General features: G+C 68.4%; 13 protein-coding genes. 6 read left to right on the top strand and 7 right to left on the bottom strand.

The features are described from left to right. Positions 1-97: 97 nt before the first annotated feature. Positions 98-760, bottom strand: coding sequence for a GMP/IMP nucleotidase (yrfG, locus tag BLR75_RS15150; protein ID WP_084312999.1), 663 nt, complete (start codon positions 758-760; stop codon positions 98-100). A gap of 123 nt (positions 761-883) precedes the next feature. On the opposite strand from yrfG, the gene nudE reads away from it, so the two are divergent. From nudE to BLR75_RS15125, 5 genes are all read left to right on the top strand, one after another. Then, entirely contained in the window at positions 884-1,450 is a 567-nt protein-coding gene (gene nudE / locus BLR75_RS15145; protein WP_084313001.1) for an ADP compounds hydrolase NudE, read from the top strand. Continuing rightward, complete coding sequence (cysQ, locus tag BLR75_RS15140; protein ID WP_084313003.1) at positions 1,447-2,268, top strand: 3'(2'),5'-bisphosphate nucleotidase CysQ; 822 nt, start codon at positions 1,447-1,449, stop codon at positions 2,266-2,268. Before nudE ends, cysQ begins: the two co-directional genes overlap by 4 nt. A 170-nt stretch (positions 2,269-2,438) precedes the next feature. Beyond that, complete coding sequence (gene mutM, locus BLR75_RS15135; protein ID WP_084313005.1) at positions 2,439-3,251, top strand: bifunctional DNA-formamidopyrimidine glycosylase/DNA-(apurinic or apyrimidinic site) lyase; 813 nt, start codon at positions 2,439-2,441, stop codon at positions 3,249-3,251. A gap of 97 nt (positions 3,252-3,348) precedes the next feature. Then, positions 3,349-3,684, top strand: a complete 336-nt coding sequence (locus tag BLR75_RS15130) for a multidrug transporter (protein WP_084313007.1) — start codon at positions 3,349-3,351, stop codon at positions 3,682-3,684. A gap of 57 nt (positions 3,685-3,741) precedes the next feature. Then, the gene (locus BLR75_RS15125; RefSeq protein ID WP_084313009.1) at positions 3,742-5,616 is read left to right on the top strand and encodes a Na/Pi cotransporter family protein; all 1,875 of its coding nucleotides are present in this window, start codon (positions 3,742-3,744) and stop codon (positions 5,614-5,616) included. 1 nt (position 5,617) lies between these two features. On the opposite strand, the gene ggt is transcribed toward BLR75_RS15125, so the two are convergent. From ggt to BLR75_RS15095, 6 genes are all read right to left on the bottom strand, one after another. Continuing rightward, positions 5,618-7,315 (bottom strand): gamma-glutamyltransferase, encoded by a 1,698-nt coding sequence (gene ggt, locus BLR75_RS15120; protein WP_084313011.1) that lies wholly within the window; start codon positions 7,313-7,315, stop codon positions 5,618-5,620. Between the two features lie 111 nt (positions 7,316-7,426). Next, positions 7,427-7,678: a YfhL family 4Fe-4S dicluster ferredoxin gene (locus BLR75_RS15115; protein WP_084313013.1), complete on the bottom strand. Its 252-nt coding sequence runs from the start codon at positions 7,676-7,678 to the stop codon at positions 7,427-7,429. Positions 7,679-7,800: 122 nt separating this feature from the next. Further along, complete coding sequence (gene coaD / locus BLR75_RS15110) at positions 7,801-8,280, bottom strand: pantetheine-phosphate adenylyltransferase (RefSeq protein WP_084313015.1); 480 nt, start codon at positions 8,278-8,280, stop codon at positions 7,801-7,803. A gap of 132 nt (positions 8,281-8,412) precedes the next feature. Next, positions 8,413-10,008: a GMC family oxidoreductase gene (locus BLR75_RS15105; RefSeq protein ID WP_084313017.1), complete on the bottom strand. Its 1,596-nt coding sequence runs from the start codon at positions 10,006-10,008 to the stop codon at positions 8,413-8,415. Positions 10,009-10,061: 53 nt separating this feature from the next. Then, the gene (locus tag BLR75_RS15100) at positions 10,062-10,607 is read right to left on the bottom strand and encodes a twin-arginine translocation pathway signal protein (protein ID WP_084313018.1); all 546 of its coding nucleotides are present in this window, start codon (positions 10,605-10,607) and stop codon (positions 10,062-10,064) included. An 11-nt stretch (positions 10,608-10,618) separates the two neighbouring features. Continuing rightward, the gene (locus tag BLR75_RS15095; RefSeq protein WP_084313019.1) at positions 10,619-12,049 is read right to left on the bottom strand and encodes a coniferyl aldehyde dehydrogenase; all 1,431 of its coding nucleotides are present in this window, start codon (positions 12,047-12,049) and stop codon (positions 10,619-10,621) included. Positions 12,050-12,215: 166 nt separating this feature from the next. On the opposite strand from BLR75_RS15095, the gene BLR75_RS15090 reads away from it, so the two are divergent. Further along, positions 12,216-12,884: a TetR/AcrR family transcriptional regulator gene (locus BLR75_RS15090; protein ID WP_084313020.1), complete on the top strand. Its 669-nt coding sequence runs from the start codon at positions 12,216-12,218 to the stop codon at positions 12,882-12,884. Positions 12,885-13,059: the final 175 nt, after the last annotated feature.

Here is a 13,059-nt window from a genome sequence, read left to right as displayed (position 1 = left end):
AGATCCCCTGTAGGAGCGGGCCATGCCCGCGACCAGTCGCGATATCGCGGGCATGGCCCGCTCCTACGCTCCCGGCGACCACCGGCTCTACGCGGGCCTACAACCCATCGATCAACGCCCGGTAATCCTCCAGCGCCGGGAACTCGGCCGTATCCTTCGGCCCGCCCCGGCTGTCCGGCTGGCGTACCGCGAGCAGGTGGGCGATGCCGTACCGGCGGGCGCTGCGCAGGATCGGCAGGCTGTCGTCGATGAACAGGCTGCGCGCCGGGTCGAAACCCACGTCCGCGTGCAGGGCGTGCCAGAACTGCTGGTCTTCCTTCGGATGGCCGTAGTCGTGGGAGCTGATCAGGCGCTCGAAGAACGGCGCCAGTTCGACCCGCTCCAGCTTCAGCGACAGCGAGTCGCGGTGGGCGTTGGTGATCAGCACGGTGCGCTTGCCGGCCAGGCGCAGGGCGGCGAGGAAGTGGTCGGCGTCCGGGCGCAGGGCGATCAGGTGCGCCACCTCGCGCTTGAGGTCGCGCACCGACAGCTTCAGCTCGCGGCTCCAGAAGTCCAGGCAGTACCAGCTGAGCTGGCCGGCATGGTCGCGGAACAGCGGTTCCAGCTCGGCGTCGGCCAGAGCGCGGCTGATGCCATGGTGCTCGGCGTAGCGCTGCGGCAGGTGTTCCAGCCAGAAGTGGTTGTCGAAATGCAGGTCGAGCAGGGTGCCGTCCATGTCGAGCAGGACGGTATCGATCTCGGACCAGGGCAGGCGTGGCATGGGCGGCTCGCAGGCGGGATGTCGCGATTGGCGGGGTCGGAGTGACTCGTGGACGCAATCGCGCAGGGACAATGGGAAAAGGCGGGTTATCATAGCCGACCCGCTCATGCCCAGGAGTCGTCCATGCGCCAGAAACCCACGGTGCTCGCCCGCGAGATAGTCGCCAAGAGCCGGCTGTTCCGCGTCGAGGAACTGCAATTGCGCTTCGCCAATGGCGTCGAGCGCACCTACGAGCGCCTGGTGGGCAAGGCACAGGGCTACGGAGCGGTGATGATCGTGGCGATGCTGGACGACGAACATGCGGTGCTGGTGGAGGAATACTGCGCCGGCGTTGACGAATACCAGCTGTCCCTGCCCAAGGGGCTGGTAGAACCGGGCGAGGACATACTCGCGGCCGCCAACCGCGAACTGAAGGAAGAAGCCGGCTTCGGCGCGCACCGCCTGGAGCACATCTCCGAGCTGTCGCTGTCGCCGGGCTACATGAGCCAGCGCATCCAGGTGGTGCTGGCGCGCGACCTGTATCCGGAAAGCCTGCCGGGCGACGAGCCGGAGCCGATGCGGGTCGACAAGATCAACCTGCGCGAGCTGTCGAGCCTCGCGCAGAACGCACAATTCAGCGAAGGCCGGGCGCTGGCCGCACTCTACCTGGTGCGTGACCTGCTGACCCAGCGTGGAGAATTCAAGGCATGAGCCATCCGCTTGTTCCCGCCGTCGTCGAGCTGGTCCGCAAGGCCGGCGACCTGATCCTGCCGTTCTGGCACAGCGACCTGTCCGTCGACGAGAAGGCCGACGCCTCGCCGGTCACCGTCGCCGACTTCGCCGCCCATCGCCTGCTCAGCGAAGGGCTGCGCGCCCTCGATGCCAGCATCCCGGTGCTCTCCGAGGAAGATTGCGAGATTCCGCTCGCCCAGCGCGCCGGCTGGACGCGCTGGTGGCTGGTGGACCCGCTGGACGGCACCAAGGAATTCATCGCCGGCAGCGAGGAATTCACCGTCAACGTCGCCCTGATCGAGCACGGCAAGGTGGTGTTCGGCGTGGTCGGCATTCCGGCTTCCGGACGCTGCTACTTCGGCGGCGCCGGCCTCGGCGCATGGCGCCAGGAACGTGACGGCGAGACCCAGGAAATCGCCGTGCGCGTGGCGCCGGACGAGGCCTTCACCGTGGTCGCCAGCAAGCGCCACTCCAGCCCGGCCCAGGAGCGCCTGCTCGACGGCCTGGCCAAGCGCTTCGGCGACCTGGCCCTGGCCAACATCGGCAGCTCGCTGAAGTTCTGCCTGCTCGCCGAAGGCTCGGCGGACTGCTATCCGCGCCTGGCGCCGACCTCGCAGTGGGATACCGCGGCCGCCCAGGGCGTGCTGGAAGGCGCCGGCGGCGAGGTGCTGAACCTGCGCGGCGAGCCCTTCACCTACGAGGCCCGCGAAGGCTACCTCAACGCCTCCTTCCTCGCCCTGCCGCAGGCGGCGGAATGGCGCGAGGAACTGATCCAGCTGGCGCGGGCGCTGGACTGAAGCCCTCCATGCACGGAACCCCGTAGGAGCGAGCTTGCTCGCGAATGGCGCTGGCACACGACCATTCGCGAGCAAGCTCGCTCCTACACACCTGGCCCCGCCATGCCCGAAGTGGACGTAGGATGGCGTTGAGCGCAGCGATACCCATCACCCAGCATCAGAACCAGCCCATGCCCGAACTACCCGAAGTCGAAACCACCCGCCGGGGCATCGCGCCCTACATCGAAGGCCTGCGCGTCAGCCGCGTGATCGTGCGTGACCGGCGCCTGCGCTGGCCGATTCCCGAGGACCTCGACGTGCGCCTGTCCGGGCAGCGCATCCTGCAGGTGGAACGGCGGGCGAAATACCTGCTGCTGAACGCCGAGGCCGGCACGCTGATCAGCCACCTCGGCATGTCCGGCAGCCTGCGCCTGGTGGAATGCGGCCTGCCGGCGGTCAAGCACGAGCATGTGGATATCGAGCTGGAGTCGGGACTGGCGCTGCGCTACACCGACCCCCGGCGCTTCGGCGCGCTGCTCTGGAGCCAGGCGCCGCTGGAGCACGAACTGCTGCGCCATCTCGGCCCGGAGCCGCTGACCGACGACTTCGAGGGCGAGCGCCTGTACCAGCTGTCCCGCGGGCGGAGCATGGCGGTCAAGCCGTTCATCATGGACAACGCGGTGGTGGTCGGGGTCGGCAACATCTACGCCAGCGAGGCGCTGTTCGCCGCCGGCATCGACCCGCGCCGCGCCGCCGGGAGCATCTCGCGGGCGCGCTACGGGCGCCTGGCCGAGGAGATCAAGCGCATCCTGGCGATCGCCATCGAATGCGGCGGCACCACCCTGCGCGACTTCGTCGGCGGCGACGGCAAGCCGGGCTATTTCCAGCAGGAGCTGTTCGTCTACGGCCGCGGCGGCGAATTCTGCAAGGCCTGCGGTTCGACCCTGCGCGAAATCAGGCTGGGCCAGCGCGCCAGCGTCTACTGCCCGCGCTGCCAGCGCTGAATCGGCGGCGATTGAGGGCGGTCACACTGACAGCCAGGGAAGCGCTGTTATAGTTACTGGCAGTCTGCCCAACCGCATATAAAAAGGGATTTGCGCCATGAACCTGTTTCGCACGACCGCCGTCGTCCTGGCATTGACCTGCGGGCTTTCATCCATGCCGGCCGCGGCCCAGATGGACAAGTACAACAGCGGTGACCCGATCTACACCGTCGAGGCCCCGCCCGCCTATTCCATGATGGGCGACCTGATCTTCGCCCGCCCGCTGCTGATCGCTGCCACCATAGTCGGCACCGCTGCCTTCGTCGTCACCCTGCCCTTCTCCGCGCTGGGCGGCAACGTCAAGGAAGCCGGCCAGGCGCTGGTTATCGATCCGGGCAAGGAAGCCTTCGTCCGCTGCCTGGGCTGCACCAAGTCCGGCTACAAGAAAGACTGACCCGACCCCCTCACCGGGCCCGCGCTGCGGGCCCGGTTCGTCTTGCGAGCACCCTCCATGGGACGAGCCGAATCCCGCGGCAATCGACTGCGCTCACTGCTGCTTCTGCTGGCCGCCATCTCCATGGCCGCGGCTTTCTGGTACAGCGCCGGCCTGCTGCAGCTCGGCGCCGGCCTCGGGCTGTTCCTGTTCGGCATGCAGTGCCTGGAGGAAGGCCTGCGCGACCTGGCCGGCAGCCGCCTGGAAAGCGTGCTCGAACGCAGCACCTCGACCCGCGGCAAGAGCCTGCTGTTCGGCCTGCTCGGCACCATGCTGCTGCAGTCCAGCACGCTGGTCTCGCTGCTCACCATCGCCTTCATCAGCGCCGGACTGATCGGCCTGGCCAGCGGCATCGCCATCCTCTTCGGCGCCAACCTCGGCGCCACCAGCGGCATCTGGCTGCTCGCCCTGGCCGGGCAGAACCTCAGCCTCAGCCCGCTGGCCCTGCCGCTGCTGGTGTTCGGCGTGCTGCTCGGCTTCAACGGCGAGAAGAGCAAGGCGGCCGGGCGGATCATCCTCGGCATCGCCTTCATCTTCCTCGGCATCGACCAGATCAAGGACGGCTTCCAGAGCTTCGGCCACGCCCTGGACATGACCGCCCACCAGGCCGAGGGCATCCTCGGCGCGCTGCTGTTCGTCGCCATCGGTACCCTGGTCACCGTGGTCCTGCAATCCAGCCATGCGACCCTGATGCTGACCCTCGCGGCCCTCGCCGGCGGCCAGCTGGAAGTCGCCCAGAGCCTGGCGATCGCCATCGGCTCCAACGTCGGCAGCAGCGTCACCACCGCCTTCGTCGGCTCGCTGGGCGGCAACCGCAGCGGCCAGCGGCTGGCCCTGGCGCACGTGCTGTTCAACGTGCTCACCGCGGTCACCGCCTTCGTCCTGCTGCAGCCACTGACCTGGCTGGTGCAGTGGCTGACCGGGCAGGTCGGCCTGGGCGACAACGGCATGATCCAGCTGGCGCTGTTCCACACCCTGTTCAACGCCATGGGCGTGCTGCTGTTCTGGCCCTGGCAGGGCACCCTGGCGAAGCTGCTGACCCGCTGGCTGCCGGAAGCCGAGGAACCGCAGGTGCTGATCACCGAGATGGAGCTGGCGCCGCAGCAGCAGGCGCCGGCCGAACGCATCCACGCGCGCTACCTCAGCGAACGCGCGCTGGACTCGGCGGACGCCGCGGCCTGCGCGGTGCTGCGCGAACTGCAGCACCTGCGCCGGCTGAGCATCGAGGTGATCTGCCACGCGCTCTACCTGCCGGTCGACCAGCTGACCCAGCCGAGGCCCGACGAAGCCCTGCTGCGCGCGGCGCCGGAGCGCCATTCGCTGGATGCGGAAACCCTCTACCAGCGCCATATCAAGGGCGTCTACAGCGACCTGCTGAGCTTCATGGGGCGCTTCGACATGGCGCTGGACGACAGGCACCAGCGCTTCTGGATGACCTGCCAGGTGGTGGCGCTGCAGCTGGTGGACGCGGTGAAGGACGCCAAGCACCTGCAGAAGAACCTCGGATACTGGCTGCAGGCGGAGCCCTCGGCGATGCGCGATGCCTATGTGGAGCTGCGCCGCCACCTGCTGGTCGCCCTGCGCGAGGTGCGCGCCCTGGGCACCCTGGATATCGCCAGCCTGCCGGAAGGCGCCTGGGCGGCGCGCCTGGAGCTGTTCGACCAGCAGGCCTCGCAGTTCGACGCGGAATTCCGCAACCGCCTGTTCGCCGACGTGCGCCGCCACGAGCTGGACGGCCTGCAGACCAGCTCGCTGATGAACGACCTCGGCTACGTCAGCCGCATCATCCAGAGCCTGCGCAACGTGCTGCAGCTGGGCGTCGGCGAGGCGCTGTTCCTCGACCTGCAGCAGGCGCAGGAAGCGGAACGCCCCGCCGCCATCGTCCTGCAGTGATTCAGCGTGCGTCCGGCAGTCCCGCGGAGAAACCTACCCCGCGCGGATCGCTGACCGCATCGACCTCGCCGGTCTTCTTGTTCCAGCGCAGCACCTGCTGGTTGCCGTAGTAGCGGCCGACATCCTTCAGCGTGTAGCCGCGGCGCTGCAGCTCCGCCGCCTCTCCGGGAGAGAAGGCGCGCGGCTCGTGTTCCAGCACGTCGGGCAGGTACTGGTGGTGGTAGCGCGGCGCCGCGGCCCAGCGCTGGATCGGCTGGCCGTCCAGGTACTGCAGCATCGCCAGCAGCACCATGCTGGGAATCCGGCTGCCGCCGGGGGTGCCGAAGGCGGCCAGCTCGTCGGCGCTTTCGATGAAGCTCGGGCTCATGCTCGACAGCGGGCGCTTGCCCGGGGCGATGGCGTTGGCCCGGCTGCCGGCGAGGCCGTAGGCGTTGGCGCCGCCCGGATCGCTGGCGAAGTCGTCCATCTCGTCGTTGAGCAGCACGCCGGTGCCCGGCACGGTGAAGGCCGCGCCGAACGGCAGGTTGATCGACAGGGTCGCGGCCACCGCGTTGCCCTGGGCGTCCATCACCACGAAATGCGTGGTGTGGTCGCCCTCGCGCCAGGCCGGCGCCGGCGGCAGGCGGGAGCTGGGGGTGGCGTACTTCGCGTCGATGCCCTTGGCCAGGCCTTTCAGATAGTCCGGGGCGAGCAGTTGCTGCAGCGGGTTGGCGACGCGATCCGGATCGCCGAGCAGGCCGCGGTCGCGATAGGCACGGCGCAGGGCTTCCACCACGTAGTGCGCGCGCTGCACCGGCTCGGCCTTCTGCCACGGCAGTTCGCGGAGCATGCCGAGGCTCTGCGCCAGGGCGACGCCGCCGGCCGAGGGCGGCGGCGCGCTGACCAGCTCGCGGCCGTCCTCCAGCTTGTAGCGCAGCGGTTCGCGCTCGACCGTGCGGTATTCGCGCAGGTCCTCCAGGCGCCAGATGCCGCCGGCCGCCTGCACGCCGGCCACCAGCTTCTCGGCGACCTCGCCCTCGTAGAAGCCGATCCGCCCGTAGCGCGCCAGCTTGTCCAGGGTGCGCGCCAGTTCCGGCTGGCGCAGCAGGTCCCACTCCTCCGGCAGGTTGCCCTTGTCGAGGAAGATGCGCGCGGTTTCCGGGTCGTCGCGCATGGCGGCCAGGCGGCCGTAGGCGCGGTCGATGTAGACGCGGTCGATGGACACGCCGTCGGTGGCCAGGCGGATCGCCGGCACCAGGTTGTCGCGCAGCGGCTTGCGCCCGTAGCGGCTGGTGATGTCCGCCAGCGCCGCCGGCAGGCCGGGAATGCCCGCGGCCAGCGCGCCGGTCAGCGAGAGCTCCGGGCGCACCTGGCCGTCGCGCTGGTACATGCGCTCGCTGGCGGCCAGGGGCGCGCGTTCGCGGGCGTCGATGAAGCGGTAGGTCGGCGGATCGCCGGCCTGGCGCAGGAGGAAGAACCCGCCTCCGCCGAGGCCCGAGCCGTAGGGTTCGGCCACCGCCAGCGCGGCGGCGACGGCCACCGCCGCGTCGAAGGCGTTGCCGCCGGCATAGAGGGTTTCCAGACCGGCCACGGTGGCGGCCGGATGCGCGCTGGCGACGCTGGCCCGCGCCGGCTGTTCGGCGGCCTGCAGGACCGCCGCCAGCAGCAGGAGACAGCAGGTGGCGAAAAGATTACGGGTACCGCGGTTCAACAGGAACATGGCATCTCACGAATCGCCGGCCGGACCGGCGAATGACCTGACGGAAAAATCGCTGGGACGAACAGGGAGGATAGCCAATCCCGCAGGCGCGGGCCGGATTGCGGCGGTGGGTCAGGCCTTGCCGGTGATGCGCCGGTACTTCTCCATGAGCTGCTCCTTGCTCTCGACATTGCCGTCGTCGAGGGGGATGCAGTCCACCGGGCAGACCTGCTGGCACTGGGGTTCGTCGTAGTGGCCGACGCACTCGGTGCACAGGTTCGGGTCGATCACGTAGATCTCCTCGCCTTGCGAGATGGCGCCGTTCGGGCACTCCGGTTCGCAGACGTCGCAGTTGATGCAATCGTCGGTGATTTTCAGGGACATCGAGGGACTCCGGCCATGCGCGGCAGCACGGCGATTCGCTTACAGAACTATGGAATTGTGCCGCATCGGGGCCTGCAGGACCAGCCGGGGATGTTCTGCCGCCTTCCGTGGCGGCACTGGAATTACTTGCGGAAACGCTCGGTGAGGGCTTCGGCGACCAGCGGATGGACGAACTTGCTGATGTCACCGCCGAGGGCGGCGATTTCGCGGACCAGGGTCGAGGAGATGAAGGAATACTTCTCGGACGGGGTGAGGAACATGCTTTCCACGTCCGGCGCCAGCTGGCGGTTCATGTTGGCGAGCTGGAATTCGTACTCGAAGTCGGAAACCGCGCGCAGGCCACGGAGCAGGATGTTGGCGTTCTGTTCCTTGACGAAATGCGCCAGCAGCGAGGAGAAACCGACCACGCTGACGTTGGGCAGGTGCGCAGTCACCTGGCGGGCCAGTTCGACGCGCTGCTCCAGCGGGAACAGCGGATTCTTCTTCGGGCTGGCGGCAACGGCAATGACCACGTGGTCGAAAAGGCGCGAGGCGCGCTCGACCAGGTCGGAATGACCCTTGGTGATCGGGTCGAATGTACCCGGGTACAGCACTCGATTCATCGCGGTGTCCTGTCAGCTCTTGATTGGCGTTGTAACAAGCAGGGGGCTGGATGGTAACGCAGCGCGGGCGGCGGGGCCAAGCCGCCAATGGCCGGGTTGCCGGCGCCCGCCGCGCCGGTTCCGTGCCGTTCGTCAGGCTTTGCCCAGGCGCTCGACCAGGGCGCCGGAAAGCTGCGCGGCAAGGCCGTAGACCGAAAGCTGCGGGTTGGCGCCGATGCTGGTGGGGAACAGCGAGCCGTCGTGGATCGACAGGTTCCGCAGCTGATGATGCCGGCCGAGGCTGTCGCAGACCGCCTGCCGCGGGTCCTCGCCCATGGCGCAGCCGCCCATCACGTGGGCGCTGCCCAGGCGGGTGCGGTATAGCTCCAGGCGCAGGCCGTCGATCAGCGCGCGGGCTTCCTGCAGCGTCTTTACGTAACCGGCGTCGTTATGCAGCGGCAGCACGGCCTTCGCGCCGGCGGCGAACTGAATCTCCGCCATGCTGTGGAAGGCGCGACGGATGCCGTCCCAGGTGTAGTCGGTCATCCGGTAGTCGAGCACCGGGGTGTCGTCGCCGCGCAGGCTCACCGTGCCTTCCGCGCTGTCCGGGTGGAAGCCGTCGCGCATCAGGGCGAGGATCATGTTGGTGTGCGGCAGCTGTTCCATGCGCAGGGCGTTGTCGATGCCGAAGCGGCCGAGCAGGGTGGTGGCCAGCGCGGGTTGCAGCGGCGGCACCTCCAGCTTGTAGGACATGCGCCCGGCGACCCCGTCGTCCCACTGGAAGTGGTCGCAGTAGATCGACTGCGGCGCGCCGTAGAACGGGTTGACCGCCTCCTCGAACTGCGCGGCGCTGAAGTTCACCACGTGCAGGAAGGTGCGCTTGCCGGCCCTCTGGTGCGGGTCCGGCGCCTTCGAGCGCATGAGGATCGCCGGGGTATTGATGCCGCCGCCGGCCAGCACGTAGTGCCGCGCGCGGACCGTGACCTTGCGGCCGTTGGGCGCCACGCAGCGTTCGTCCATGCCCAGGCATTCCAGCCCGGCGACCCTGTCGCCCTCCAGCAGCAGGCGGTTGGCCCGCGCCAGGTAGAGCAGCTCCCCGCCTTTCTCCAGCGTCGCCGGGATGGTGGTGACCAGCATCGACTGCTTGGCGTTGGTCGGGCAGCCCATCCCGCAGTAGCCGATGTTCCAGCAGCCGCGGACGTTGCGCGGGATGACTTTCCAGTGATAGCCGAGCTTCTCGCAGCCGGTGCGGATCACGTCGTTGTTGGCGTTCGGCGGGATAGCCCAGGGCGCGACGCCCAGGCGCTGTTCCATCTTCCCGAACCAGGGCGCCATCTCCGCCGGGCTGTGGCCCTTGACGCCGTGCTCCTTCGCCCAGTGTTCGAGGGTCGCAGCGGGCGTGCGGAAGCTGGAGGTCCAGTTGACCAGGGTGGTGCCGCCGACGGCGCGGCCCTGGAGGATGGTGATGGCGCCGTCCTTGCTCATCCGGCCGATGCCTTCCTGGTAGAGGCTGGCGTAGGCCTCCGGCTCCTGCATGCGGAAGTCGGAGCTGGTCTTCAGCGGGCCTTCTTCCACCAGCAGCACCTTGAAACCGGCGGCGCTGAGGATTTCCGCCGTGGTGCCGCCACCGGCGCCGCTGCCGACCACCACCACGTCGGCTTCCAGGGTCAGGTCGTTTTCCAGGCGCGAGCCATCGTGGACTTTCCAGCCGCGGGCCAGGCCTTCGGCAAAGGGATCGGGTACAGGCATCACGAATTCTCTTCGTTCTTATTGGGTCCCCGCGTTCGCGGGGATGACGGGGCTCAGATCTTCGGCGGGCCGGGATAGCCGCAGTGCGCCCAGGATTCCGGGCGGCCGTACCAGGACATCAGCACCAGTTGCAGCAGCGAGCTGTGGCCCATCTTCAGCAGATCGAGGGAGCTGTTCTCCCAGCGCGTGAGGAAGGCGCGGATGTCATCGGCGCCGGCCTTTTCCCAGCTGCCCCAGATGCCGGTCAGCGGCCCGCGGGTGAGCGGCAGGGCCAGCACGTCGAACAGCTGGCGGGTGAGCTTGAGCATTTCCGGGGACAGGTGGGCGAGGCTGTAGTCAAGGCCCTGCAGGGTGCCGTCCACCGCCGCGGCCATGCGCTCCGGCGGCACCGCGCCGGCCAGCAGCACCGGGATCACGGCGATCAGCATCGGCAGGTCGGATTCGCGCAGGGTGCTCATGCCGCTGGCCGGCGTGCTCGCCGAGCAGCCGCTCAGGCTGGCGGTGACGCCGGCGGTGGCGAGGAAGGCGCCGCCGAGCAGGCCGACCTTGAGCAGACCGCGCCGGGACAATCCCGGCGGATTCAGGGTGGTGTCGTTCATGCGGGCGCCCGTCAGCGGATGAACAGCTTGTAGACCAGTTTCTGGATCGCCTTGCCGTAGGGCGGATAGATCGCCCGCGCGGCGTTGAAGCGCGGCTTGCTGAACACACCCTTGGCCTTGCTGAAGGTGAGGAAGCCTTCGTGGCCGTGGTAGTGGCCCATGCCGGACGGACCGATGCCGCCGAACGGCATGTCGTCCTGGGCGACGTGCAGCAGCGTGTCGTTCAGGCACACGCCGCCGGAGTGGGTCTGCGCCAGCACGCGCTCCTGCTCGCCGCGGTCATAGCCGAAGTAGTACAGCGCCAGCGGTCGCGGACGGTCGTTGATGTAGGTGAGCGCCTCGTCCAGCGTGGCGTAGGGAACCACCGGCAGCAGCGGGCCGAAGATTTCGTCCTGCATCACCTTCATCTCGTCGTTCACGTCCAGCAGCAGCGCCTGGGGCATGCGCCGCCCGCCGGCGGTCGGCAGCAGCGGGACGATCCGCGCGCCGCGCGCCTCGGCGTCGCTCAGGTAGCCATTCAGGCGGGCGTGCTGGCGTTCGTTGATGATGCTGGTGTAGTCCGGGTTGTTCTCCACCTGTGGATAGAAGCGCTGCACCACCTCGCGGTAGGCGCTGACGAACTCGTCGACGCGCTGCCGCGGCACCAGTACGTAGTCCGGCGCGACGCAGGTCTGCCCGGCGTTCAGCGACTTGCCGAAGGCGATGCGCTCGGCGGCGTCCTTCATCGGCACCTCGGCGGAGATCAGCGCCGGCGACTTGCCGCCCAGCTCCAGGGTGACCGGGGTGAGGTTGTCCGCCGCGGCGCGCATCACGTGCTTGCCGACGCCGGTGGCGCCGGTGAACAGCAGGTGGTCGAACGGCAGCCGGGAGAAGGCCACGCCGACCTCCACCTCGCCCTCCACCACCGCCACCAGGTCCTCGGGGAAGGTCCTGGCGAGGATGTCCCTGAGCACGCGGGCGGTGGCCGGGGTCGATTCGCTCATCTTGATCATCACCCGGTTGCCGGCGGCCAGCGCGGCGACCAGCGGGCTGATGGCGAGGAACAGCGGGTAGTTCCACGGCACGATGATCCCCACCACGCCCAGCGGCTGGTAGACCACCTTCGCGCTGCCCGGCATGAACTGCACGCCGACCTTGCGCCGCGAGGGTTTCATCCACTTGCGCAGGTTCCGGCTGGCGTACTGGATGCCGTGCAGCGCAGGCATGATCTCGGCGATCAGGGTTTCGTCGGCGGAACGGTTGCCGAAGTCGGCGCTGATCGCCTCGACGATGGCCTGGCGCTCGTCGCGCAGCAGGCCGGCCAGGCTTTTCAGCCATTGCAGGCGCTGCCCGGCGGCGGGCATGGGGTTGGCACGGAAGGCCTGGCGCTGGAGCTGGAACAGCTCGTCGAGCTGGCTGATCTGCGGGAGCGTTTCCTGCGGGCGGGCGACATCGGCGAGCATGGCGAATTTCCTCGGCGCGGAGAATTGGAAGCTTTCCGGATGGGCGCTCCCTTGTTTGTAGTCGCTGATTTTTTAGAGCAATTGCTCTAAAGTGTCAAACAGAACATCGCGGCGATGCCGCGGAACCCTGTACCCTTTGCCACTTCCGATTCCTCAGAGCCCGCGCATGGCACCACGCATCAAGACCCGCGACCGCATCGTCCAGAGCAGCCTGGAACTGTTCAACGCCCAGGGCGAGCGCAACGTCAGCACCAACCACATCGCCGCGCACCTGGGCATTTCGCCGGGGAACCTGTACTACCACTTCCCCAACAAGCAGGCGATCATCGCCGAGCTGTTCGCCGAGTACGCCGCCCACGTCGACGGCTTCCTGCGCCCGCCGGAGGGCCGCGGGCTGACGGTGGCGGACAAGACCTTCTACCTGGAAGCGCTGCTCGACGCGATGTGGCGCTACCGCTTCCTCCACCGCGACCTGGAACACCTGCTGGACAGCGACCCGCAACTGGCCGCCACCTACCGCAGCTTCGCCACCCGCGCGCTGGCCAGCGCCAAGGCGGTCTACCAGGGCTTCGTCGACGCCGGCATCCTGCGCATGAGCCCGCAGCAGGTGGAAGCCCTGACGCTGAACGCCTGGATCATCCTCACCTCCTGGGTGCGCTTCCTCTGCACCACCCACGAAGTCGCCGGCGACCTCAGCGAGGCGCTGCTGCGCCGCGGCATCTACCAGGTTCTGGCGCTGGAGGGCGGACATATCGAGCCTGAGTACGAGACGGCGGTGGCGGAGGTGTTCGAGCGGCTGTACGTGCCGCTGGAAGAGTGGGCGGGCAATACGTAGGGTGGATCGGCTCCATCGATCCACCATGGCCGCGCATGCGGCCCAGGAATAGTGGATGAAAAGCGCCATCCACCCTCCCCTCCCCGCAGCACACCGAACCTGTAGGAGCCAGCTTGCTGGCGATCCGAGGTACCAGCCGGCAACGCTGTGCACAGGGAAACCAATTGATCGCCAG

The sequence above is a fragment of the Pseudomonas jinjuensis genome (assembly GCF_900103845.1).
GTDB lineage: Bacteria > Pseudomonadota > Gammaproteobacteria > Pseudomonadales > Pseudomonadaceae > Pseudomonas > Pseudomonas jinjuensis.
Note: the sequence above shows the minus strand (reverse complement) of the source record. Positions and strands in the feature narration are given on the sequence as shown.